We start from the raw sequence: 23,849 nt of genomic DNA, 5'->3' as shown, positions 1-23,849 counted from the left end.
GCAAAGTTAGCGCAATTATTCTCCTTATTTGCCGAGTGAACATTCGTTATGCTATTTTTAATCAAATATTTACAGGAAAACCCGATGGATGGAAAATCCAATCACGGATCCACAAGAACAAACAGGTGACCCACGCTTTCAGTATGATCTTAGATATTCTCTAAAGAAGTGGCATATATAGATAGGTAAATTAATAAAATCTATTAAAATTTATATTTTATTGATTAAATTCTATATTTTATAAATATTATTTAGAAAATAATAAAAGAAAAGGCTATTTCTTTATCTTTGCCTTGTCAACGAAAGAAACCTGGTTAAAACATAAGGAACTTTCGGAAGATCTTAAACATTGTGGGGTGATGAAACTTTTGGCAGACATGCCCTCTCGTCTCGGGGGTGGGGGATCACAGGATAAACTTGGTATAGAGCCTTCCGCAAGGGAGACCGGGGTTGACCACCGGATTTTGTACCTAAGCCAACTGCCCCGTGTAGGTTCGACTCCTACCCCTACAGCATCGTCGTTAAATCCTGGTATTGATAAATCATCGGTATCAGGATTTTTTTTTACCACAGACCGTCCTTTCGCCCTGAACTTGGGATCAACGCAAAAAGTTGTCTTATAAAGTATTGAAAAAGGTTGACCCGCCATTAAAAATACAATGTTTTATTGATGAGAGAACCACTATTCAGGTGTGTGGCAGTTCGGTAAAAATCGGTTAATTTCGGGAAAAGAGGTTCACGCACAATTATTATAATTTTATGCAAACTTCAGCAACGTCTAAAAGGTCCGTCGTCATGACGCTGTTCCTTATTTCGGTCTGTCTGATGGCTGGTACCTTGTTGTTTTTGAAACATTACAGCAATGGTCATGCCCCTGGCGGTCAGGGAGATCATTACAAAATACTGAATAAGCCCTGGCGGTTTCAGACCGGAGATGATCTATCCTGGCGCAACCCAGCGTATAATGATGATGGCTGGGAGGTGGTCGACCTGACAGCGCCGCCAGGTGCGCATGATGGTGATGTCGGCTTATCGGGCTATATGCCTGGCTGGACTTCTCAGGGACATGCGGATTATGCGGGATACGGTTGGTATAGATACAAAATTCCTGCGGATAGTGTGCCGGCTGGAAAATTAGCTCTTTTGGCACCTCCGGCCGTTGATGATGCCTATCAGTTATACGTCAATGGAAACTTATTGGGCAGTGCCGGAGACTTTTCAAAAAAAATCCCATTGGCCTATAGCATCCGGCCGAGTTTTTTTTTGCTGCCCGACTCCTTATCTAAGGATGGACAGGTCACTTTGGCCTTTAGGGTCTGGATGAGCCCGGGCACGTTAGGTCAGGCGCCGGACCTCGGTGGGATCCATATTGCGCCTGTACTTGGCGTAAAAGATACGGTTGAATCTGCATACAGATTCCAATGGAGCCAAAGCATCAAGGGCTATATCGTGGAAGTCGTTGAACCGGTGATTTTTGTCTTACTGGCCATTGGCGTGTTTTCTGTTTTAAAAAGCAAAGAACAATTTCTTTTGCGTAAATGGTTGATTGTTGGTCTGATTCTTCTGGGCTTATATAGGGTAAATCAGGCCGTCTATACCTGGTTTCAGATCGAATCCACACATGCCTATGACGTAATCTCTACTGTGTTACTGAGGCCGATGATTTTGGGAAGCTGGCTGACGGCCTGGTGGCACTGGTACCAGCCCAGATTGCCTGGCAGGATCCCGTGGCTGGTATCCGCTCTTACTATTCTTTATATTTGCGCCGCGTTTTTAGGGCTCGCCTGGACGACAGGGCTTGCGGATCATGATTTCTTTCAGAATCTGACGACTTATATCCGCTATCTTTTTCTTGCTTTACTGGTATTGATTGTCTGCGGAGGCATCATTCAGCAGCCGCAAAAAAAATGGTTGGGGCTGTTGGCAGTAATATTATTGTCTGTCGGGTTATTTGCCAGGGAGTTTGCTTTACTGCACCTTTTGCCTGGCATCTATTTCCCTTATGGGGTGGGTGTATCTCTGACACAATATGTCTACGCGGGTTTTGTAATTGTGATCTATATTATACTCTACGGATATGCAATAGATCAACCCTCTGACCGGAAAACGACAAACCCCCTATAACCGGGGGCTTGTCAAAAAAAATAGCTGTCGTTTATAAGGACCCCTTAGAATAGAGGCGTACCTGTCATTTCTTTTGGAATAGCGATATCCATTGATTTTAAAATAGATGGTGCCACATCTCCCAGTTTTCCTGCTTTGAGTGGCCCTTTATAATCATTCGTGATTAAAAAGAGTGGTACCAGGTTTACGGAATGTTGGGTGTTGGGTGTGCCGTCCGGATTTACCATATTATCTGCGTTACCATGGTCAGCTGTCAGGAAGATATTGTAGCCATGGGCCAAGGCTGCCGGAACGATCTGGGCAACACAATTGTCAACGGTTTCAGCGGCCTTGACAACAGCAGAGAATACGCCCGTATGGCCCACCATGTCGGTGTTGGCAAAGTTCAGGCAAATAAAGTCCGCTGTTTCTTCGTTAATTTCCGGCAAGATCTTAGCGGTGATCTCACCCGCTGACATCTCAGGCTGAAGATCGTAGGTAGCCACTTTTGGCGAAGCAGCGATGATACGCTTTTCACCTTCAAATTCTTTCTCGCGTCCGCCACTGAAAAAGAACGTTACGTGCGGATACTTCTCCGTTTCCGCGATGCGGATCTGCTTTTTGCCGTTGCTTTCCAGGACCTCTCCAATGGTATTATTTAAATCTTCATTTTGAAAGATCACGTGAACACCTTTGAACGCCTTGTTATATTCGGTCATGGTCGTATAATCAATGTCAAGTTTTTGCATCCCAAAATCCGGGAAGTCTTCCTGCGTCAGTACCTGGGTGATTTCACGGCAACGGTCCGTTCTGAAGTTAAAGCAGATGGCTACATCGCCGTCACTTAAACGGCTGTCCGGATTATCTTGCAAGTCTTGATTAATAATGGGCTTAATGAATTCATCGGTCACCTCATTTTTATAAGACTGGTCAATGGCAAGGAGAAGGTCGCCGGTAAGTTCGCCTTTCCCATGAACGATAGCATCATAGGCGAGTCTGACCCTTTCCCAGCGTTTATCCCTGTCCATCGCATAGTAACGGCCGGTGATAGAGGCGATCTGACCGATACCGGTAGCTTTCATATGGTCCAGAAGTTCTTTAATAAAGCCCTTGCCGCTATGGGGATCACAATCCCTGCCGTCTGTAAAAGCGTGCACAAATACATTTTTGAGCCCCTGCTCTTTACAAACATCTATAATGGCTTTCAGATGGTTAATATGGCTATGCACCCCACCGTCGCTGACCAGCCCGAGCAGATGCAGCGGTTTGCCGCCGTTTTTTGCTTTATGTATAGCGTCTAAAAGCGCGGCGTTTTTGTGAAATGTTTTTTCCCTGATCGCGACATTGATCCGTTGCAGCTCTTGATAGACAATCCTGCCGGCCCCCAGATTCAAGTGCCCGACTTCGCTGTTGCCCATCTGTCCGTCCGGCAGTCCGACGGATTCTCCATAGGTGACAAGAGTCGTATGTGGGTATTTATCATACAGAGCATCGACAAATGGCGTATTTGCGGCTTGAATGGCGTCTGTTTGTTTACTTTTCCCCAGTCCCCATCCATCCATAATAAGTAGAATGGCTTTTTTTGCTTGCATGATATTTTGTTTTAATATTTTCTTTTATATTTGTGCACTAAAGCTGTAAAATTAAAGAAATTAAACCTTTCCGGTGTTAGTAATTCTAACTGTTACCAGTATTTTAAGGCTTGGAAATCGCTTAGCATGAGAGAGATGCATTTTGGCGCACTCTTTGCACCCTAAGTGTTTGTGTACTAAAAAAATGATGATGAAAAGAATTTTAGCGATTGTGACCTGTTTGCTGTTGCTCACTTCATTTACGCGTATTTCAGGGGATATATCTGAAATCGTAGAGGCATTGAAGGGTAATAACGCAACACAGGTTAGTAAATTTTTTGATAGCGCGGTGGATATTAAACTGCCGGGAAAAGACGAAGTAAAAAATGTCAGCAAAAATCAGGCGACCCTGATTTTGAAGAACTTCTACTCCGAGCAAAATGTCAAAGGGTTCGATCTTACCTCTAAAAGAGAAATGGGGGGAACAGGTTATCTGACAGGCAAACTGAAAGCGGATGCAAAAAGCTATAACATTACGCTGATGCTTAAGACGAGCGGCTCCACAACCTCCATTGTAACGGTGCGTATCAATTAAATAATATTCACACATACCAAATTCAGATTTAATAGCGGTAGGAATCAATTCTATCGCTATTTTTGTTGGCAGATCGCTCTCAACAATATAATAACAATATTAAAACTATTGCTTCTATGTCAATAGCTGAACTATACGAATTATATACCCGGTATCCCTCTATACAGACAGATAGCAGAAAAATACAAAAGGGGGACCTGTTTTTTGCCTTAAAAGGCCCCAATTTTAATGGAAATCTTTATGCTGAACAAGCTATCAGAGACGGTGCTGCCTATGCCATCGTAGATGAAGCGGTGGCTTCGGATAACGTCCGTTTAATTCAGGTGAAAGATGTGCTTAGCTCCCTGCAGCAACTGGCACATTATCATCGCAAGACTTTCGATATCCCGTTTATTGCCATTACTGGCAGCAATGGTAAAACAACGACCAAAGAGCTGGTCCATGCAGTATTAAGTACGCAATATACAACGTATACGACCAAGGGCAATCTGAATAATCATATCGGTGTTCCGCTGACCCTGCTTTCAATAAAAAGAGATGCGGATGTGGCCGTTATAGAGATGGGGGCCAATCACCTGGGAGAGATCGCCGGCTATTGTGTTTATACCGAACCGACAATCGGTATTATTACCAACTGCGGCAAGGCGCATCTGGAAGGCTTTGGAAGCGAGCAAGGGGTTCGAAAAGGCAAAGGAGAACTTTTTGATTTTCTCAGAGCGCATAATGGTACCAGTTTTGCCTATGCGGATTATCCTTATTTTGAGAATATGACCAGGGGCATCGCTCATCAGTTCTGGTATAGTGAAAACGCGAATAGTACTAAAGAAAATCTGATCGCAGCCGGTGATATATACAAAAGTGACCCTTTTTTGGAGATCCGGCTTCAGGCAGCGCACAGGGCCGACCGGGTTATTGAGACACAGTTGGTAGGCGCCTATAATTTGCCTAATGTGCTCTGCGCTGTTGCGCTTGGCAGATATTTTGATATCCCCGATGACACGATACAGAAGGCCATTGCAGCCTATGCGCCTTCTAACAGCAGGTCTCAGTTGATCCATAAAGACAGTAATCAGATCATACTGGATGCCTATAATGCAAATCCCTCCAGTATGCAGGCGGCTATTCTCAATTTTAGCAAAATGAAGGCGGATAATAAAGTATTGATTTTGGGCGGCATGAAAGAGCTGGGCCAGGAAAGTCCCGCGGAGCACCTGAAGCTAAAGGCATTGATCGATCAAAGCGGCAGCTGGGATAAAGTCATTTTAATTGGTCCGGAATTCGAGGGCATCGCGCCGGAATATAGCTGGTTTAAAGACCAGCATGCAGCGGCTGAGGCGCTTGAAAACACGCCGTTCCGGAACAGTTATATACTGGTGAAAGGCTCCAGAAGCAACGGCCTGGAAAAGCTGGTCGAAGTATTATAACCTGTCCTTAAATTTTCCGCAAACGATTTAACAGCACTTTGTTGCCCAACTTTTATACCTTTAAAAAAATAAACAGTATATCATTATGAATGAAGCATTTGTACAGCGTATCGGTCAGGAACTTCAGGAAATTGAAACAGCGGGTCTGTTTAAAAAAGAACGAAGCATTGAAAGTCCTCAGGGCCCGGAAATCTCAGTCGGTGGTAAAACGGTATTGAATTTCTGTGCCAATAATTATCTGGGGCTTTCTTCACATCCCAAAGTACTGGAAGCTGCCAAAGCAACGATTGATAAAAGGGGCTATGGCATGAGCAGTGTCCGTTTTATCTGTGGCACACAGGATATTCATAAAACGCTGGAAGCCAAAATTTCCGAGTTCCTCGGCACTGAAGATACGATTTTATATGCGGCAGCTTTCGATGCCAATGGCGGCGTATTCGAACCACTTTTTGGTGCGGAAGATGCCATTATCAGTGATGCCTTGAACCACGCTTCTATTATCGACGGAGTTAGGCTATGTAAAGCGGCCCGTTATCGCTATAATCACAATGATATGGCAGATCTGGAGACCAAATTAAAGGAGGCCGCCGGACACCGTAGCCGTATTATTGTTACCGACGGATCTTTCTCCATGGACGGAACGATCGCACAGCTCGATAAAATAGTTGCCCTGGCTGAAAAATATGATGCCATCGTCATGAGTGATGAAAGTCACTCGACCGGTTTTATCGGTAAATCGGGGAGAGGAACCCATGAGTACAGAAATGTGTTGGGTAAAGTAGATATTATTACCGGCACGCTGGGTAAGGCATTGGGAGGCGCCAGCGGCGGTTTTACATCGGGCAGAAAAGAAATTATCGAGCTGCTGCGGCAGCGCAGCCGCCCTTATCTGTTTTCCAACACCTTGGCCCCTAGTATTGTAGGAGCCTCTATTGCCATATTGGATATGCTGAGTGAGACAACAGATCTTCGCGATAAACTCGAAGCCAACACGAAGTATTTCCGGGAAAAAATGACGGCTGCCGGATTCGACATCAAAGAAGGTATCCATCCCATTGTGCCGGTCATGTTATATGACGCCGTTATTGCCCAGCAATTTGCCGCTGCCTTGCAACAGGAAGGTATTTATGTGACAGGCTTTTTCTTCCCGGTGGTACCTAAAGGGCAGGCCAGAATCAGGGTACAGTTAAGTGCCGCACATGAAATCCGTCATCTGGATCAGGCAATTGCCGCTTTTGTCAAAGTGGGTAAGGATTTGGGGGTGCTTAAATCATAATCTTTTTAACAATTTCGGAGGGGCAAAAAAGAAAAAATTAAAGAATTCAACAATTTTTGGTTTACTGCATATTTTGGTTAACTTTGCCTTCCAAAATATTTTTTAACCAAATCCTTTAGCCTTTAAATTTCTATTTAATATGGCAGTGAAAATTAGATTACAAAGACACGGGAGCAAGAAACGTCCGTTTTATTTTATCGTAGTAGCAGACGCTCGCTCTCCCAGAGATGGTAAGTTTATCCAGAAGCTGGGTACTTATAATCCGCTAACCGTTCCGGCAACTATTCAATTAGATCGTCAAAAATCTTTAGAATGGTTACACAAAGGCGCTCAACCTACAGACACCGTTCGTCAGATTTTATCTTTTAAAGGTGTTTTATACCTGAAGCACTTATTAAGAGGTGTAAAATTAGGTCTGTTTGATGAAGCTGCTGCCATGGAAAAATTCCAGGCGTGGTATTCAGATCATGAAGCCAAAGTACAGAAACGTACTGAGGAACATAAAAAGCAACAGCGTGCAAACCGTCAGCGTCCAGTTGTCAAGAAAGCAGCTCCTGCGGCGGCTCCTGCTGAAAATCAGGCACCCGAAGCTCCGGCTGAAGGACCTGCAGAGGCACCAGCTGAAGCATAGTCTTAGCATGTTATTAGTGGCAGGCTGTCAGAATGCAAATTTTGACAGCCTGTTTTTTTAGTAGAACGATTCAGCAAAATCATGGCGACAGAATACATCCAGATAGGAAGATTGGTAGCAACACACGGTATTAAAGGGGATTTGATCCTGGAACATGGTGTTGGGGAGCATATTAAATCGGGTGCGCTGCAACGCATTAAGGCTATTTTTATAGAACCGGTCAAGGATTCCTATATCCCCTATTTCATAGAAAAGGTCACCCCCAGGTCGAAGGGAGAATGGTTGGTTAAACTGGAAGGGACGGATAGTAAAGAATCCGCTAAATTATTGATCCGTAAAAATGTGTGGTTGCCGCGCCAGGATTTTGATGGCCTGATGGATGGGTTTCAGCCAGTCGCACTGATAGGCTATATGGTGATTAACAATGGGCAGATATTATCAGAGGTCGAGGAAGTGATTGAACAGCCTCATCAGATATTGTTAAAAATAACTTACCAGGAAAAGGAGGTATTAATACCGCTTCACAGTGAGACATTAAAACAAGTCGATCAGAAAGGGCGTAAAGTATTGGTTGACCTTCCGGACGGGTTGCTTGATATATATCTGGAGATGTAAGCTGGATATGATAAGCCCAAAAAACTCTTGGAAATCTAAGCTGTATGTCGTAACTTAACCTTGCAATCACAAAGGCATATTCGGTCTTTGTATTCAGGTTAAAAAAACAGACTTATGGCCACCAGTGAACAAATAGATCAGAAGGATCATCCGGGTGTCTATATACCCCCTCCCTTATTTTACATTGCCTTTTTTTATTTCTCCATAATCCTGGAACATGATTTTCCATTAGGCGTGGAATTTCTGCGGAAGTACACTACCCAATTTATTGGTTGGGTGTTGGGCTTGATTGGGATCGGCGTGGGCCTGATGACCCTGGTTCAGTTTATCCGTAGCCGTAACACGATTGTGACGATCAAATCCGCGCATTCCCTGCAAACCAAAGGGGTATATGCATACTCCCGCAATCCGCTCTATGTCAGCCTGTTTTTTGTTTATTTCGGAGCGGCGATTTTCTGGGGCAATTGGTGGACCTTTATATTATCGCCCTTTTTAGGAATGATCATGAAGCTATATGTGATCAAAAGAGAAGAGCGCTACCTTAAGCGAAGGTTCGGGAAGCTCTATAAAAACTACAAGAGAAATGTTCGCAGGTGGTTTTGACACAGATTTAAAACATCTTTTTTTCTTTTCATTTTTTGTTTTGGTTAAAAATAGGGGCTAAGCCAATCAATCTGACTTAGCCCCTTTCTTAGGAGTCCGTCTTACAGGCCATCGGCTACATGACGTAAAAGGTATTACCGAGGTCGCTTGGCCTTGGAAGATTCTTGTCCTGTAAAATCTGTTTTATATTTGTTTCTATTGTAATGGCCAAAGCCGTTACAGAGGTATCTGTCGGTTTATTCATAAATGGATCCTGCATATATTTTGCTGTCTTCTCAATCAGGAAAAAAGGCATGGCGATGAGCAGATCCAGCGGAACCTCCCATAAACTGTCAATTTCCAATAGAGCAAGAGACATGATCAGCAGGAAAACATAGATGAAGTAGTGTAATATTTGCCGGTAGGTAACCGGGAAGACTGTATTTTTGATCCTTTCTGCCCGGCCCATCGAATTACAGAGTTCAACAATGGTTTTATTAATCTGGACTTGCTGAAACGAGTTAATCCATCCTTTTTTATACAGTGTCGCAACATCCCTGGAGTGTAGATCCAGAAGAGCCAAAGGTTTGTTGATATGCCGTTCAATATAATCAACTTCTGTTTCCGGTATGTAATCGATGGTGTTTTTCAGTGGATTTAGCTTTCTAAGCGATTGACCCAGGCAATGTACCCAGGCGATCTGGCGATAGCAGATGGCTTTCCTTATTGAATACGCATCGTCCTCTGCTTCTGAACTGGAGAAGTGTAATACCTGATTGACGAGATTTCTGGAGTCATTCACAATCGCTCCCCAAACAATCCTTGCTTCCCACCATCGTTCGTATGACTGACTGAGTTTAAAAGACAGCAGCAAAGAAATGGCGGTTCCCAGGAAAGCAGGCAGTGATACAGGAATATTAGGCATCAGGTCGCCAAACATTTTTTTTAACATAAAAGTTACCAGGGACATAATCAGAACAAACAGCAAATCATATTTAACCTGTTTGAAGAAATAGCGGAAAGGAATACGTTTTTCAAGTAACATGACGTCTTTTTATAAATATACTGATTTTTATTCATAATAGCTGATATTCAGTGTGAGGTAGCTATCTAAAAGTACAATCACCGATGTCAATCGACATGTTGTTATTGAAGAAAGGGGCAGCCAGATGTTATCGGGCTACCCCTATATTTAAAAATCACCTAAACGCTATTTTAATCAAATATTCCCTAAACGGAAGCGCCTTGTGGTATTAATGCCAGCACCTCCAGATCCGTTGTTCCGCTGAGAAACTGTACAGCACCGGAAGCCACATCGTAAATGGCCGTCGCGACCAGAAGCTTGTCAGAACGCACAGCATTCGCGATAACGCTGCTTTGTTCCAGCATGTCACTCAGTACATTTTCCAGGTGCAAGAGTGTAACCTTTCGGACGAATTCCGGGTTCTGGCTATTGCGGTTGTCCGTCACGGTTTTTTCTGCCCGGATGGCCGGCTGGATTTTTTCCAGAAGGCCGGTCAGGTTACCCAGACTCACCTGATCGCAGGCGCCGCCAATCGCGCCACAACCGGTATGCCCCAGTATGAGGATAACGGGAACGCCGCTGACTTCAACTGCATATTCAAGAGAGCCCAGGACTTCAGGTGTGATGATATTTCCGGCGATCCGGATGTTGAAAATGTCACCGATGCCTTGGTCGAAGACCAACTCAGCGGCAACCCTTGAGTCCATACAACTTAGTATGGCCGCAAAAGGCTTTTGTCCATCCTTGGTCGCATCAATGCCACTATGATGATCCCTGTTTTGCCGTATATTTTCCATAAAGCGCTTGTTGCCCGCCTGCAGGATATGCAAAATGGACTGCGGATCCTTTGGGATATTTACTTGATTATTATTGTTATTCATTTTGTTGTTTTTTTTAGTGAGAAATGAGGCGCACCCCAGGTCTTGTATGGCCCCTAAGCCATTTTCAGCTCTTCCAGCAGCTTGGTGTGCTTGCCGGCAGAGCGTTTGGCCTCCTGGTCTTGATCTAGTTCATTCATCAGGTAGTTCACCCTGCTGCCCTCTGGGATACGGTAACTATTTTTAAAGCCTACCAGCGAAACGGTAATATTTTTTTCCTTAGCCTTGACATCATGGAACTCACGGATGACTTCCAGTACATCATAATCAATATAGGCGCTTTCCGTAGCATCTATAATGATCGTACTGCCTTCCGTGAAGGCGTCCAGGGTTTTCTTGATACTTCCTTTATTAAGAAACGAAACCTCCTGGGCCAGCTTCAGCGTGATGGCGTCACCGTTTTTAGATTGTATGCGACGGTAATAATAGGGGATACGCATATTGCCGCGCAGCAGGTAAAAGATATTGATCACAAATCCAAGAGCAACCCCTTTGAGTAAGCCAAGGAAAGGTGTGGCCACCGCAACGGCTGTTACCACAAAGGGAATGAATTCCGTCGGGCCTACCTTATACATATGCCGGAAGATAGATGGCCTGGCCAGTCTATAACCGGTAAAGATCAAAATAGCTGCTAATGCTGCCTTTGGGATCAGATTGAGAATGGCTGGGATCGTCGCTACACAAATCAGCAGTAAGGTGCCATGGAATATCGTGGACAATCTGGACTTGGCCCCTGAGTTAAGATTCGCGCTGGATCGCACAATAACAGAGGTGATCGGCAGGCCGCCAATCAGCCCGCTGAGAATATTACCGATGCCCTGAGCTTTAAGCTCCCTGTTGCCGGAAGTGTTCCTTTTTAGGGGATCCAGCTTATCTGTTGCCTCGATGCAGAGCAGTGTCTCGATAGAGGCTACGACAGCGATTACAGCGCCATACCGCCATACCTGCGGATTCTGGAACCCGGAAAAGTCAGGGGTACTGAACTGACCGATGAAGTCCTTAAATGAATTAGGAATGCTCAAATGTACAAGGTATTCTTCCTGTAGCGCCAGACTGTTTCCCGAAGACTGAAAAGCCAAGTGCAAACCTGTGCCGATCAATACGGCTAATAAGCCTGCGGGAATGAGTTTGATCTTACCTGGGATATTCGTTTGCCACAGGATAAGTATCAGCAAACTCACGACGGAAATTATAATAGCGCCGAAATGCAGGTTGTCCGTGATACCGGTTAACAGAGAAAAATTAATGCCTCTTTCCGCGTCCTGCAATCCGAGCATTTCTCCATGGAAGCCTACTGCGTCCGGTAGTTGTTTAAAAATAATTGTAAGGCCGATACCCGCCAGCATACCTTCGATTACACTGGAGGGAAAGAAGTTGGCAAAGGTGCCCGCCTTGGCGAAGCCGAGTAACAATTGAATAACTCCGGCCAGAAGGGTGGCGCATAATAAAATCTCAAAAGCGCCTAATTCTTCCATCGCTCCGATAATAATGGCGACCAGCCCGGCGGCCGGCCCACTCACGCTAAATGTGCTGCCGCTCATCATGCCAATCAGAATACCGCCGATGATCCCCGAAACGATCCCCGCGAAGAGTGGAACATTGGACGCCTGTGCGATACCCAGGCAGAGAGGTAAGGCAATTAAGAAAACGATAAGCCCGGCGACCAGGTCTTTTTTCAGAAAGGCAAATATGGATGATTTATGTTGTGTCATAAATAAGATACTTAGAAAATTAATTCAGAAATAAAATGATTGTTTCCGCGCCGTCATTTCGTGTTGTGTAATGAAAACAGCATCCCCTTGAGCGGTATAGTTACCCCTCTATGTACCACCCCGTGTATGTTGTATCAATTGGCGGTATATCTTTTAAATCGCTGTACTGTTGTACGGGCGGAAAAATAAAATGATCGGAGATAGATAATGCAGGCCCATTTATTATACCTTTTTCACCTAGAGCCGCGTCCTATCCATAATATCATAGCGGCAGATTCCGTATTTGACAGTGTCCATAGACGACTTCAAAGACCGGTCTTACCATATCATTGCAATAACATATGTACCGGGTACAATAGCTACAATGAATAATACATAAAATGATGAAGAGGATAAGTGCTGTATAGTATCAGGCACTGCATTCGTTAGGCAAGATCTGGAGGCTGTATCAAGACTTCCTGTAACAGATTATTGATCAGGGCCTCATCACTGATGGCTCGTTGTGCTTTGTTATTATGAAGGCCGTTATTGTCAGTGGGAAGCAAGGTCGCATAAAAGAAAAGCTTTTTATGGACTTCCTCATTTGGGTTTTGCTTTTTTGCGCCCATATCATGTATATCCTCCGTCATCTGGCCGCTGGTCAATAGTGAAGCCACCTCCTTTAGAGGAAGAATCTGGACCATAAATACCAGCGTGAGAAATATAGATACGAGTTTCAATTTCACTAGCTTAAGTGCTTATCTGGGATAAAAATAAATGAAAGCAGGAAAAATCTACCTGAAATTCTGTTAATCCTCTCTCAAATATTGAGATGTGATAATTTTATGACAAATAACAGGGTCTGTGAAGGCTGGAAGTGACCTGTTAGGTGATAAAAAAGGGAGAGACTGTAGGCCTGTCGGTTGTTGTCTCTCCCTTTTTGGCGGGTGGTCAGTTAAGTTGTACCAATCGCCTTATTTATTTTTGAAAAGCTGAAAATCAGGCTTTCGGTTCTTTTTGGCTCCCCTCGGTTTTGGATTTAGATTTCTTCTTGATCTCAAAATAGATGGCGGATTTCTCCTTGTCAAAATGAGCGACCAGCTGATCCCCTTCACTCACCCTGTGGTTGAGAATCTCCTCTGCCAACGGATCTTCCAGGTACTTCTGGATAGAGCGTTGCAGGGGTCTTGCGCCAAACTGGATGTCATAGCCCTTTTCCGCTATAAAGGTCTTTGCCTCTTCAGTTATATCCAGATTAAGACCCATGGTGGCTAATCTGGCGTATACTTTTTTCATCAGTATATCGATAATAGAGAAGATATTCTCCTTTGTCAGCGAATTAAAGATGATCACATCATCGATACGGTTCAAAAACTCGGGAGAGAAAGTTCTTTTAAGGGCCTTTTCAATGACAGCCTTATTATTTTCTTCCTGACTCTGAATCCTTGCCGCAGTGGCAAAACCTACGCCATCTCCGAATTCTTTCAACTGGCGGACGCCAATATTGGAAGTCATGATGATCAGGGTGTTCTTAAAGTCAATTTTGCGGCCAAGACCGTCTGTCAGCACGCCGTCATCCAATACCTGCAACAGGATATTATAGATGTCCGGGTGTGCTTTTTCAATTTCATCCAACAAAATGACGCTGTAGGGTTTACGACGTACTTTTTCTGTAAGCTGACCGCCTTCCTCATAACCAACATAGCCGGGAGGAGCACCGATCAGGCGACTGACAGAAAATTTTTCCATGTATTCACTCATGTCAATACGGATCAACGCGTCTTCTGAATCAAACAGATGCCTGGCCAGTGAGCGCGCTAACTCGGTTTTACCGACACCGGTAGGACCCAGGAATATAAAGCTACCAATAGGCTTCCGTGGATCTTTCAAACCGACACGGTTACGCTGGATCGCCTTGACCACTTTAGTAATCGCATCATCCTGCCCGATGACCATTTCGCTCATGTCGTCATGCATTTTACGCAACTTCTCTGTTTCTGCCTGTACCATGCGCTTAACAGGAATGCCGGTCATCATCGAGATCACTTCTGCAATGGCATCTTCGGTAATCGGATAGCGCTTGTTTTTACTTTCCTCTTCCCAATCGGCCTTAGCCTTTTCAAGCTCTTCACCAAGTTTCTTTTCTTTATCTCTTAAGGTGGCAGCCTCTTCAAAGCGTTGGTTTTTGACCACCTTGTTCTTTTCCACCTTGATTTCTTCAATTTTCTTTTCCAGGTCCAGCATACTCTGCGGAACATTGATATTCTTCAGGTGTACACGGGCACCGACTTCATCGAGTACATCAATGGCTTTGTCGGGCAGGAGCCTGTCTGTCATGTAACGGTCACTCAGTTTCACGCAGGCGGTAATAGCCTCGGGATCATATGTGACACTATGGTAATCCTCGTATTTCGGTTTAATATTGTTCAGGATCTGGATGGTTTCTTCCACACTAGGCGGTTCAATCAATACTTTCTGGAACCTTCTGTCCAGAGCGCCATCCTTCTCAATATAATTTCTGTATTCGTCCAGGGTACTGGCGCCGATGCATTGCAGATCACCTCTGGCCAGGGCCGGTTTGAAGATATTGCTGGCATCCAGTGAACCGCTGGCGCCGCCTGCGCCCACGATCGTATGGATCTCATCAATAAATAAAATGATATCTCTGTTCTTTTCCATCTCATTCATGATGGATTTCATGCGTTCTTCAAACTGACCGCGATATTTTGTTCCGGCGACCAGCGCAGGCAGATCCAGTGAAACGACTCTTTTGTCAAACAGTACCCGGCTAACCTTTCGTTGAACGATGCGAAGGGCGAGGCCCTCTACGATTGCGGTCTTACCCACACCCGGTTCGCCGATCAGGATCGGATTGTTTTTCTTTCTTCTTGAAAGGATCTGAGAGACTCTTTCAATTTCATTTTCGCGGCCAACGATAGGGTCTAACTGACCGGTTTCGGCAAGACGGGTGATGTCACGGCCAAAGTTGTCCAAAGCCGGTGTGCGGCTTTTGGAGGATCCGGCTGCTGCGGGTCTTGCAGAACGTTGCGGTCCGAAACTGCGTTTTTCATCATCAAAATCTTCTTCATGCTCTTCGAACTCTGCCCTTGCATCGGGATCGCGAACGATGCCGATCTCTGAGCGGAAAAGATCATAGTCTACATCAAATTGGTTAAGGATCTGTGTAGCGATATTCTCTCTGTTTTTAAGAATAGAGAGCATGAGGTGTTCGGTTTCGATCTGCGGGCTTTTCAGCGATTTAGCTTCCAAAACAGTAATGCGGATGACCTTTTCTGCCTGTTTGGTGAGCGGCAGGCTATTAATATCTCCAATGTTTTTACCTGTTTTATCTTTGACGGCCAGTTCGATCTCTTTACGGAGTTCGAAAAGGTCTACATTCAGCTGTTTGAGAATGCGGATGGCCGCATTGTCGCCTTCTCTGATGAGTCCTAATAACAGATGTTCTGTGCCAATAAAATCATTGCCCAGTCGTAAGGCTTCCTCACGACTAAAGGTGATTATTTCTTTTACTTGTGGTGAGAAGTTACTGTCCATAATTGTAGGTTGTTAATGCATAATATATGTTAAATGCCAGAACATTGGGTTTCTACTGGTAAGGTACGGCGGTTTGATCAAATTTGCTATAATATTTTAAATAATTTAATAGCCGGAAATAAAAATAGAACTCAATACTCTCTTTAAGATTTTATCTTTGACTCTTAAAATCGAAGAAGGTTACTTAATTTTGCACTCAAATGAAAATCAAAGTTGATACCAAAGAAAAATTTCAGGTTTTAAGACCTGAATTACCCGAATTATCTGTAATAATGGCAGAAGACCTCACCAGGCTTGTTACGGGCGCTTTTGGCACTGAAACCAAAAATGCAATCATAGACATGAGCCAGGTAAAGGAAGCGGATGAGCAGGCGCTTGTTGACCTGGCGACACTTCATCAGCTTTGTCAGAAAAATAAAGCCTCTTTGGTATTTTTTGCCGTTAAGCCGGCCGTCAAATCAGCTATGCAAGGGCTGGACCTGATCGATGTATTCCAGTTAACGCCTACTGAAAGTGAGGCCTGGGATATCGTTCAGATGGATGAAATAGAGCGGGAACTTTTTGATGACGAGCAGCAGGAGGCTGATCCTCAGTAATTTAAATTAAGACTTTTATTCAGAAACGGTCTGACCGTAACTGTACCGATTTTTAAAGTGCCGATAGGCCGTTTCTGATAGTATACTACATTATTGTCATAAGGCGGCCGGCGGTGACTGACTAGATTACAGGTTCTCCACCGCTGATTTTAACTGCTTATATAGCTTTGCAGGTGTTCGATCGTTGATTTCTGGTCCTCGATAACATGCCGGACGAGGTCCCCGATGGAAATAAATCCCACAATTTTACCATTTTCAGCCACAGGAAGGTGTCTTATATGTTTATCGGTCATGATAGCCATACATTTTTCTACTGGCTCTGAAGGGCTTACTGTAATAACCTGATTGGTCATCACCTCTTCCATAGCGGTTGTCTTGGAGGCCTTTCCCTTTAAAATCACTTTTCTGGCATAGTCTCTTTCTGTAAATATCCCCTGTAGCTGATCGCCGTCCATAACGAGCAACGCACTTATATTTTTCGCCATCATGAGTTCCAGTGCGCTATATACGGAACTTTCTTTAGAGACGGCGAATAATACATCCGGTTTTTGATTCAGGATAAATTGGACTGTTTTCATATGTGTGTCTATTTAAATGGTTTAGGGGATACGGCTTCCGGAGGTTACAAATGAGTGCTTTTGGTCATTATACTGTTAACGATTATTTGTAAGCTAAATTTAAGGTTTTTTCGGGAAAAAATTGACTTAATGCCTTTTTTTTCTATAAATGCCTAAGGAATGATTCCTCGCGGTATGGGACAGTAAAATAAATTAAAGAACAGAAATCTCCTTACAGTGGGCCGCTACGGTTTTTACGCATATTGAGCATTATAAATATATAGATGTAATTTGAAAGTGAAACTTTCAAATTACATCATTTTGCAAGTCCGCCGGGTATATTGACCAGGTGGCTGCGTGCGTATGAAGAAAACGTCTCCTACCCAGCGTCCTCTAGATTTGATTTGTAATGCGTATGTTTGTTGTTAAAATTTACCTACAGCAAGGAACCCCAAACCTATTAGGAATGACCGTAACACGATAATCTAGACTTTTACATAGATCTTTTTCTTGTCCATAAAGTAAACAATCACCCACATAAAAATAATGAAACAAAATGCATAGAGCAGGGAACTGTTATTTTCGTTGGAAAAAACGGGCTTACAGATATGGTCATAGAACCACCCGAGCGGATTCGTATATACGGGCTGTCCGTTTTCCGTGCCAGCCGGTATGCGGATCAACCATAAAATACGCGGTAATAACCCGCTCAAGACAAAAATAAAGAGCGGATTCTTGCCAAACACATTAAAGAACCTATCCAACCAGGTGCGCTTTTCTCTGAGTTCGATAAAATAAATGACAACAGCCAGGATGATCAAAGCCCATCCGGATGTGAACAATACAAAAGTACTGGTCCAGATCTTCTTACTGATGATAAAGAACTGCCCCCAGAATGCCCCTATAAACAGTAAAAGAGCCCCTGCTACAAATAAATGCGTCACCATTTCATAGCTCTTGCCTTTAAGCCGGATGTAGTGGCCCGTCAGATAACCGATAATAACCTGTACCACCGGTGCGGCGGAGCTGGCAATGCCTTCCGGATCAAAAGCCACTCCTTCGCCGTGATACAGATGATTAGCCCCCAGGACAGGGATATCTACCCGCTGGGTGCCGAACCACCCCTGTAAGCTGTATGCATCACCGGGCGTACCCAGTGCATAACAAAGCCACCAATACCCGATAAGGATAATAACACCGATGATGATCGCTGTCTTAGGACGGCAGTAGTAGACGATCAGCGAAGCAAAAAGATAGGCTACGGCAATGCGTTGCAATACGCCGAATATCCGGATGTTTTCCCAGGCTTTAAATACCAGCGCATTATTGTCCCATTTGACAAAGGGAAACCAGTTCAAAAAGAGTCCGATGGCGAAGATCAACAGGCTCCGGCGGATCACCTTACTCAAAAACGCCCTGTCACCCGCTTCTTTTAGTCGTGGAACCACAAAGGCCATGGCGTTGCCTACCACAAACAGGAAAAAGGGAAACACCAGATCGGTAGGTGTGCAACCCGCCCATGTGGCATGGTCAAGCGGTGCATAGATATGCGACCAGGAACCCGGGTTATTGACCATGATCATTAATGCCACCGTCATTCCCCGGAAAACGTCCAAAGAATAATACCGCTTTTTTTCCATAGAGACTAAGTTAAGATTACGTGTCTGAACGATAGAAATGCCAACAAACCGTCATATGGGATAGGTGGCGTACAATCACTTCGCCTATTAAAACGCCTTCCACGCCCATAGAGCTAAGATATGCTTTTTTGTCTTTTGTCAGCTTTCGGTCGAAATAAACTTCAGGTTTCGCATAATCCCCTGATACTTGGAGCGCTTGAGGGGAGATTGGCGAAAGATCTTTCTGAAAGCGTCTTCTGTAAGGTCCAGCCACTGTTCCGTGGTAAAGTCCAGGATTTCTGCGATGGGGGTAAAAGCGGCATCATGGTGCGGTTTACTAAACCGGTTCCAGGGGCAAACATCCTGGCAGATATCGCAGCCGAAGGCCCAGTCCTGAAAGGAAGACTTGAGCTCGCCCGGTAACAGTAAATCCTTGAGCTCAATAGTAAAGTAGCTGATGCATTTATTACCCTGGATGACTTTGTCCGGCAGGATGGCCTCCGTAGGGCAAGCATCGATGCATCTGGTGCAGCTGCCACAGAAATCCTTAGCCATGGGCGTATCATATATCAGTTCCCAGTCAATGATCAGCGATGCAATAAAATAAAAAGACCCTGATCCTTTATTGATCAACATGCCATTTTTGCCGACCCAGCCCAGTCCGCTTTTGCTGGCCCAGGTGCGTTCGAGCACCGGAGCACTGTCCACAAAGCCCCGTCCGTTAACGTCTCCGATCTGCTCTTTCAACTGACGCAGGAACGCATTGAGCCTGGCACGGATAATCTCGTGATAATCATTTCCATAGGCATATTTAGAGACCTTGGGGGCATTTTCTTTTTGTTTTTTTTCGGGATAATAGTTTTTGAGTAAGGTAATGACAGATTTGGCCCCGGGTACGAGTTTAGTGGGATCTGTGCGTAACTCAAAATAGTTTTCCATATATTGCATATTGCCATGCATCCCTTTATTCAGCCACGCTTCAAGCCTTCGCGCATCTTCATTGAGCGGAGTCGCCTTCGCGATCCCGCAGTGCTCAAAGCCAAGTGCTGCAGCAGTGGATTTAATAATATGGGTTCTGGTCTCGAGATCCAAAATCAAATATTAAGGGGTCTTTTAGATAATAATGTCCGCAAAGTAGGTACTTTTGATTCCTGTTGATCAGAGTGCAAAATTAAGAAAGCCTCTGCTGAATTCCATTTATAGTTAAACACATAATAGATCGTCATGAAATATGCTGTCTGCTTAGCACTGCTTTTTGCTATGTTTAGTTCCTGTTCTTCGGACCAGCAGTTTGCTCCCGCAGATAATGCACTGGTAGCCGCGCAACAGTTTCTGGGCGGATGCCTGAAGGGAGATTTTAAACAGGCGGCTAATTATATAATAACCGATTCTGTCAATACGGCTCAACTGGGCCATTTGAAAGACGCCTATTATCACAACAACAGTGATCAGCGGATAGAATACCGGACCGCCAATATCATTATTAAAAATGATGAGGTGGTCTCCGCCACAGAAGAGATTATTACATATGAGAACTCTTACGATAAAATTACCCGGAAACTAAAGTCTGTCAAGACCGATCAAGGCTGGAAGGTAGATCTTAAATATACCTTCAGTGGCAATCTCTGACCTATAATCGGACGAAATTCGCCGAACAAACATTAGTAATAGCTCTGTTTTTACCTAAATTTTACCTCTAATGCCAAAAATCCATAAATTTTTTGGCAAAAATGTTTGTAGTCCATATATGTAGTGTACCTTTACTGCGCTAAAGCAAATTAACAATTTTGATTCACATTTCATCTTTAAGATAAGTTGAAAAATTATCACAAATACTACAATCTGACGGACACACATATCGTCTTTATGTGTGCGAAGATTTCTATTGTTAATGCACCCCGCTCATTTTTTCCTGTAAGCCGACGACCGAGGCTTTAATTTCTATATCCCTATATAGAGCCTTACTTTGAAACCCACAAACTTCGCCTTTTAGGGCGGTGGAGTTTAATTGTTATACCATTAGTGTATCTATCAATCGTGAAAAATAACAACAACAATAATGATATTGTAGTTCGTGTAGCCTGTGAAGGTGACACGCACTACGCCCAGGAGATTGTAGATGAGATGGCCTCATCTGCCCAGGTTCGCGGAACCGGTATTGCCAAACGTTCACCGGAATATGTTGCCGGTAAAATGCTGGAAGGCAAGGCTATTATTGCACTGACTGTTAGTGGTCAGTGGGTAGGGTTCTGTTACATTGAGGAATGGAGCCACGGCAAGTTTGTCGCCAATAGCGGCCTGATCGTTTCTCCGGACTTTAGAAAGAGTGGTGTCGCTAAAAGAATCAAAGAGAATACCTTTGCGTTGTCCAGAAAAAAATATCCGGACGCCAAGATATTTGGCCTTACGACAGGGCTGGCTGTCATGAAGATCAACTCTGATCTGGGATATGAACCTGTTACTTACAGTGAATTGACCGATGATGAGGCGTTCTGGGCCGGTTGTAAAAGCTGCGTCAACTATGACATTCTGATGAGCAAAGACCGTAAGAATTGTATGTGCACGGCGATGCTGTTTGATCCGAAAGACCATTATCAGCCCGAGGAGACACAGGAGCACTTTAAAGAAAAGTCAAAGATATATGAAAGGCTGCTGCGCCTCAAACAGCATAAATTTTTGCAGGCCTTTCGTAAGAAAGACAATTCTGCCAAGAAGACTCAGGCTGTACAGCCGCATAATAAGCCCTTTATGGGATTTTTTGAAAAGATCGGATTATAACTTATATGACCACTTTCAGGCTTACTAAAAAAATATCATAAGGCAGCCGGGAAGGGCAAAACAAAAAGAAATAGAAAACAATGGCCAAATCAATCGTACTCGGATTTAGCGGTGGACTAGATACCACCTTTTGTGTGAAGCATTTTCAGGACAAAGGCTATGAGATCCATTCTATTATTGTCAATACCGGCGGATTCTCTGAAGAGGAATTGAAAAATATTGAAGCTCATGCCTATAAGCTGGGCGTCAAAACGCACACTTCAGTAAATGCCATTGAAAATTATTATGACAGAATCGTCAAATACCTGATATTCGGTAATGTGTTAAAGAATAATACTTATCCTTTAAGTGTCAGTGCTGAAAGGCTGGTTCAGGCCCTGCATATGGCAGAGCACGCTAAAAAACTGGGTGCGGACGCTGTTGCTCATGGCAGCACTGGTGCCGGAAATGATCAGGTACGTTTTGATATGATCCTTAACACAGTGACGCCGGGTATCGAGATCATTACGCCGATCCGTGATTTGAAGCTCAGCCGTGAGGAAGAGATCAGCTACCTGAAGGAAAAAGGAGTAGATATGAACTTTGAAAAAGCCGCTTACTCTATTAATAAAGGTCTCTGGGGTACGAGTGTCGGCGGAAAGGAAACTTTATCCAGTAATGGATTTTTACCGGATGAAGCCTGGCCGACACAGGTGACCAAAACCGAAACTGAAGCGCTGAAGCTCAGTTTCGAAAAAGGGGAGCTGAGGGCGGTGAACGATAAAAAGTTTGATCACCCAACCAAAGCCATTCAGTATCTGCAACAGATCGCGGGGCCGTTTGGCATCGGCCGTGATATCCATGTAGGCGATACGATCATTGGTATTAAAGGCCGGGTAGGCTTTGAAGCGGCTGCGCCGGTTATTATTATCAAGGCGCACCATAGCCTGGAAAAACATGTCCTTACCAAATGGCAGCTGAGCTGGAAGGATCAGATCGCTGCTTTTTATGGTAACTGGCTGCATGAAGGCCAGATCCTGGATCCCGTTATGCGTGACATGGAGGCCATGATGACCAGCGCACAGCAACATGTCACCGGTGACGTATTTATTCAGCTTTATCCATACCGGTTTCAGGTGCTGGGTATTGAATCACCTTATGACCTGATGAGCGCCAAGTTTGGTAAATACGGTGAGATGAACAGTGGCTGGACCGGTGAGGATGTCAGAGGGTTCAGCAAGATCTTTGGTAACCAGGTAGCCATTTACGAATCCGTTAAAGAAGCGCAGCAAGATAAATAGACGAAAAGATTTTAATCAGAACCGTACAATAGCATAAAAGAAAGGAGTTAATATGATAAAAGTTGGCATTATTGGAGCAGCCGGATATACCGGAGGAGAGTTAATCAGATTGTTAATCACACATCCTGAAGTGGAGCTGACTTTTATGCATAGCAACAGCAACGGAGGCAACCCTGTTTCCAAGGTACATCAGGATCTGATCGGTCATCCGGAACTGGTTTTCACAAAAGAACTATCCAGCGACGTAGATGTATTGTTCCTTTGCCTGGGACATGGCAACTCTAAGAAGTTTCTGGAAGAAAATGACATAGATCCCTCCATTCGGATCATTGACCTGGCCAATGATTTCAGGTTGATTAAAGATAAACAGTTCAAGGGCCGGGATTTTGTATACGGCCTTTCCGAGATCAACAGAGAAGACATTAAAAAAGCAAAGGACGTTGCCAATCCGGGCTGTTTCGCCACTTGTATCCAACTGGGTTTATTACCCCTGGCGAAAGCCGGATTATTAAGCGAAGTCTATACGACGGGCATTACCGGTTCTACCGGTGCCGGTCAGTCCTTTTCCCCAACTTCACATTTTAGCTGGCGGGCGAATAATATCCAGGCGTATAAAACATTGACTCATCAGCATCTGGATGAGATCCAGCAGTCTTTGCATCAATTGCAGCCTGATTTGCCTACCTGGGCAGAGAATAAAGAAGTGATCAATTTTGTGCCCTGGCGAGGAGATTTCCCCAGAGGGATATTCGTCAGTTCTACGATCACTTGTGAGAAGGAATTGTCTGAACTGGTTCAGCTTTACCAGGATTTCTATAAAGATGCCCGTTTTACTTTTGTCAGCGAACAGCCAATCTTCCTAAAACAGGTCGTCAATACCAATCTCTGTGTGATCTATCTGGAAAAAGTCGGATCCAAACTGGTGGTCCATTCGGCGACGGATAATCTCGTGAAAGGAGCCTCGGGGCAGGCTGTTCAGAATATGAACCTGATGTTCGGTCTGGATGAATCTACCGGGCTCGGTTTAAAAGCCAATTATTTTTAATCCCGCTTATTAAAATAAGCGGATAAAAT

The 23,849-nt window shown here is 44.3% G+C and carries 21 protein-coding genes; 12 read left to right on the top strand and 9 right to left on the bottom strand.

The features are described 5' to 3' along the window. Nucleotides 1-759 precede the first annotated feature (759 nt). Complete coding sequence (locus tag K9M52_RS04655) at nucleotides 760-2,124, top strand: glycoside hydrolase family 2 protein (protein WP_224070898.1); 1,365 nt, start codon at nucleotides 760-762, stop codon at nucleotides 2,122-2,124. Between the two features lie 44 nt (nucleotides 2,125-2,168). Here the strand turns inward: K9M52_RS04655 and gpmI are convergent, their stop codons facing one another. Beyond that, on the bottom strand, nucleotides 2,169-3,695 hold the full coding sequence (gene gpmI / locus K9M52_RS04650; protein ID WP_224070897.1) for a 2,3-bisphosphoglycerate-independent phosphoglycerate mutase: 1,527 nt from the start codon (nucleotides 3,693-3,695) through the stop codon (nucleotides 2,169-2,171). Nucleotides 3,696-3,879: 184 nt separating this feature from the next. On the opposite strand from gpmI, the gene K9M52_RS04645 reads away from it, so the two are divergent. From K9M52_RS04645 to K9M52_RS04620, 6 genes are all read left to right on the top strand, one after another. Then, nucleotides 3,880-4,269 carry a DUF4783 domain-containing protein gene (locus K9M52_RS04645; RefSeq protein WP_224070896.1) on the top strand — a complete coding sequence of 130 codons (390 nt, stop codon included), beginning with the start codon at nucleotides 3,880-3,882 and terminating at the stop codon, nucleotides 4,267-4,269. Between the two features lie 116 nt (nucleotides 4,270-4,385). Beyond that, nucleotides 4,386-5,693, top strand: a complete 1,308-nt coding sequence (locus K9M52_RS04640; RefSeq protein WP_224070895.1) for a UDP-N-acetylmuramoyl-tripeptide--D-alanyl-D-alanine ligase — start codon at nucleotides 4,386-4,388, stop codon at nucleotides 5,691-5,693. 85 nt (nucleotides 5,694-5,778) lie between these two features. Next, nucleotides 5,779-6,969, top strand: coding sequence for a glycine C-acetyltransferase (gene kbl, locus K9M52_RS04635; RefSeq protein WP_224070894.1), 1,191 nt, complete (start codon nucleotides 5,779-5,781; stop codon nucleotides 6,967-6,969). Between the two features lie 139 nt (nucleotides 6,970-7,108). After that, complete coding sequence (gene rpsP, locus K9M52_RS19070; RefSeq protein WP_317197281.1) at nucleotides 7,109-7,600, top strand: 30S ribosomal protein S16; 492 nt, start codon at nucleotides 7,109-7,111, stop codon at nucleotides 7,598-7,600. Nucleotides 7,601-7,681: 81 nt separating this feature from the next. Next, on the top strand, nucleotides 7,682-8,215 hold the full coding sequence (rimM, locus tag K9M52_RS04625) for a ribosome maturation factor RimM (RefSeq protein WP_224070893.1): 534 nt from the start codon (nucleotides 7,682-7,684) through the stop codon (nucleotides 8,213-8,215). Nucleotides 8,216-8,329: 114 nt separating this feature from the next. Beyond that, nucleotides 8,330-8,818, top strand: coding sequence for a methyltransferase family protein (locus tag K9M52_RS04620; protein ID WP_224070892.1), 489 nt, complete (start codon nucleotides 8,330-8,332; stop codon nucleotides 8,816-8,818). 115 nt (nucleotides 8,819-8,933) lie between these two features. Here K9M52_RS04620 and K9M52_RS04615 read toward each other — a convergent pair whose 3' ends face one another. The 5 genes from K9M52_RS04615 to K9M52_RS04595 all read right to left on the bottom strand — a co-directional run bounded on the left by K9M52_RS04615 (nucleotide 8,934) and on the right by K9M52_RS04595 (nucleotide 15,945). Continuing rightward, complete coding sequence (locus K9M52_RS04615; protein ID WP_224070891.1) at nucleotides 8,934-9,842, bottom strand: bestrophin family protein; 909 nt, start codon at nucleotides 9,840-9,842, stop codon at nucleotides 8,934-8,936. Nucleotides 9,843-10,027: 185 nt separating this feature from the next. Beyond that, nucleotides 10,028-10,702, bottom strand: a complete 675-nt coding sequence (locus K9M52_RS04610; protein WP_224070890.1) for a carbonic anhydrase — start codon at nucleotides 10,700-10,702, stop codon at nucleotides 10,028-10,030. 53 nt (nucleotides 10,703-10,755) lie between these two features. After that, nucleotides 10,756-12,411, bottom strand: a complete 1,656-nt coding sequence (locus tag K9M52_RS04605; RefSeq protein WP_224070889.1) for a SulP family inorganic anion transporter — start codon at nucleotides 12,409-12,411, stop codon at nucleotides 10,756-10,758. 425 nt (nucleotides 12,412-12,836) lie between these two features. Continuing rightward, entirely contained in the window at nucleotides 12,837-13,130 is a 294-nt protein-coding gene (locus tag K9M52_RS04600; protein ID WP_224070888.1) for a hypothetical protein, read from the bottom strand. Nucleotides 13,131-13,389: 259 nt separating this feature from the next. Beyond that, complete coding sequence (locus tag K9M52_RS04595) at nucleotides 13,390-15,945, bottom strand: ATP-dependent Clp protease ATP-binding subunit (protein ID WP_224070887.1); 2,556 nt, start codon at nucleotides 15,943-15,945, stop codon at nucleotides 13,390-13,392. A gap of 200 nt (nucleotides 15,946-16,145) precedes the next feature. On the opposite strand from K9M52_RS04595, the gene K9M52_RS04590 reads away from it, so the two are divergent. Continuing rightward, nucleotides 16,146-16,541 carry an STAS domain-containing protein gene (locus K9M52_RS04590; RefSeq protein WP_224070886.1) on the top strand — a complete coding sequence of 132 codons (396 nt, stop codon included), beginning with the start codon at nucleotides 16,146-16,148 and terminating at the stop codon, nucleotides 16,539-16,541. 149 nt (nucleotides 16,542-16,690) lie between these two features. Here K9M52_RS04590 and K9M52_RS04585 read toward each other — a convergent pair whose 3' ends face one another. The 3 genes from K9M52_RS04585 to queG all read right to left on the bottom strand — a co-directional run bounded on the left by K9M52_RS04585 (nucleotide 16,691) and on the right by queG (nucleotide 19,809). Then, nucleotides 16,691-17,119, bottom strand: a complete 429-nt coding sequence (locus K9M52_RS04585) for a CBS domain-containing protein (protein WP_224070885.1) — start codon at nucleotides 17,117-17,119, stop codon at nucleotides 16,691-16,693. 464 nt (nucleotides 17,120-17,583) lie between these two features. Continuing rightward, nucleotides 17,584-18,738 (bottom strand): acyltransferase family protein, encoded by a 1,155-nt coding sequence (locus K9M52_RS04580; protein ID WP_224070884.1) that lies wholly within the window; start codon nucleotides 18,736-18,738, stop codon nucleotides 17,584-17,586. Nucleotides 18,739-18,876: 138 nt separating this feature from the next. Then, nucleotides 18,877-19,809, bottom strand: a complete 933-nt coding sequence (queG, locus tag K9M52_RS04575; RefSeq protein WP_224070883.1) for a tRNA epoxyqueuosine(34) reductase QueG — start codon at nucleotides 19,807-19,809, stop codon at nucleotides 18,877-18,879. A 132-nt stretch (nucleotides 19,810-19,941) separates the two neighbouring features. Here queG and K9M52_RS04570 point away from each other — a divergent pair, with 132 nt between their 5' ends. From K9M52_RS04570 to argC, 4 genes are all read left to right on the top strand, one after another. Continuing rightward, nucleotides 19,942-20,346: a hypothetical protein gene (locus K9M52_RS04570; protein ID WP_224070882.1), complete on the top strand. Its 405-nt coding sequence runs from the start codon at nucleotides 19,942-19,944 to the stop codon at nucleotides 20,344-20,346. Nucleotides 20,347-20,754: 408 nt separating this feature from the next. Further along, nucleotides 20,755-21,495, top strand: a complete 741-nt coding sequence (locus K9M52_RS04565) for a GNAT family N-acetyltransferase (protein WP_224070881.1) — start codon at nucleotides 20,755-20,757, stop codon at nucleotides 21,493-21,495. 80 nt (nucleotides 21,496-21,575) lie between these two features. Next, nucleotides 21,576-22,775: an argininosuccinate synthase gene (gene argG, locus K9M52_RS04560; protein ID WP_224070880.1), complete on the top strand. Its 1,200-nt coding sequence runs from the start codon at nucleotides 21,576-21,578 to the stop codon at nucleotides 22,773-22,775. A gap of 52 nt (nucleotides 22,776-22,827) precedes the next feature. After that, nucleotides 22,828-23,820, top strand: a complete 993-nt coding sequence (gene argC, locus K9M52_RS04555; protein WP_224070879.1) for an N-acetyl-gamma-glutamyl-phosphate reductase — start codon at nucleotides 22,828-22,830, stop codon at nucleotides 23,818-23,820. The last annotated feature ends 29 nt before the right edge of the window (nucleotides 23,821-23,849 follow it).

Source organism: Arachidicoccus terrestris (assembly GCF_020042345.1).
Classification (GTDB): Bacteria; Bacteroidota; Bacteroidia; order Chitinophagales; family Chitinophagaceae; genus Arachidicoccus; species Arachidicoccus terrestris.
This window is presented reverse-complemented; position numbering and strand designations above follow the sequence as displayed.

Excerpts from the sequence above, each read along its gene's own strand:
- K9M52_RS04655 (WP_224070898.1), top strand. The coding sequence starts at position 760 with ATGCAAACTTCAGCAACGTCTAAAAGGTCCGTCGTCATGACGCTGTTC.
- gpmI (WP_224070897.1), bottom strand. The coding sequence starts at position 3,695 with ATGCAAGCAAAAAAAGCCATTCTACTTATTATGGATGGATGGGGACTG.
- K9M52_RS04645 (WP_224070896.1), top strand. The coding sequence starts at position 3,880 with ATGATGATGAAAAGAATTTTAGCGATTGTGACCTGTTTGCTGTTGCTC.
- K9M52_RS04640 (WP_224070895.1), top strand. The coding sequence starts at position 4,386 with ATGTCAATAGCTGAACTATACGAATTATATACCCGGTATCCCTCTATA.
- kbl (WP_224070894.1), top strand. The coding sequence starts at position 5,779 with ATGAATGAAGCATTTGTACAGCGTATCGGTCAGGAACTTCAGGAAATT.
- rpsP (WP_317197281.1), top strand. The coding sequence starts at position 7,109 with ATGGCAGTGAAAATTAGATTACAAAGACACGGGAGCAAGAAACGTCCG.
- rimM (WP_224070893.1), top strand. The coding sequence starts at position 7,682 with ATGGCGACAGAATACATCCAGATAGGAAGATTGGTAGCAACACACGGT.
- K9M52_RS04620 (WP_224070892.1), top strand. The coding sequence starts at position 8,330 with ATGGCCACCAGTGAACAAATAGATCAGAAGGATCATCCGGGTGTCTAT.
- K9M52_RS04615 (WP_224070891.1), bottom strand. The coding sequence starts at position 9,842 with ATGTTACTTGAAAAACGTATTCCTTTCCGCTATTTCTTCAAACAGGTT.
- K9M52_RS04610 (WP_224070890.1), bottom strand. The coding sequence starts at position 10,702 with ATGAATAACAATAATAATCAAGTAAATATCCCAAAGGATCCGCAGTCC.
- K9M52_RS04605 (WP_224070889.1), bottom strand. The coding sequence starts at position 12,411 with ATGACACAACATAAATCATCCATATTTGCCTTTCTGAAAAAAGACCTG.
- K9M52_RS04595 (WP_224070887.1), bottom strand. The coding sequence starts at position 15,945 with ATGGACAGTAACTTCTCACCACAAGTAAAAGAAATAATCACCTTTAGT.
- K9M52_RS04590 (WP_224070886.1), top strand. The coding sequence starts at position 16,146 with ATGAAAATCAAAGTTGATACCAAAGAAAAATTTCAGGTTTTAAGACCT.
- K9M52_RS04585 (WP_224070885.1), bottom strand. The coding sequence starts at position 17,119 with ATGAAAACAGTCCAATTTATCCTGAATCAAAAACCGGATGTATTATTC.
- K9M52_RS04580 (WP_224070884.1), bottom strand. The coding sequence starts at position 18,738 with ATGGAAAAAAAGCGGTATTATTCTTTGGACGTTTTCCGGGGAATGACG.
- K9M52_RS04570 (WP_224070882.1), top strand. The coding sequence starts at position 19,942 with ATGAAATATGCTGTCTGCTTAGCACTGCTTTTTGCTATGTTTAGTTCC.
- argG (WP_224070880.1), top strand. The coding sequence starts at position 21,576 with ATGGCCAAATCAATCGTACTCGGATTTAGCGGTGGACTAGATACCACC.
- argC (WP_224070879.1), top strand. The coding sequence starts at position 22,828 with ATGATAAAAGTTGGCATTATTGGAGCAGCCGGATATACCGGAGGAGAG.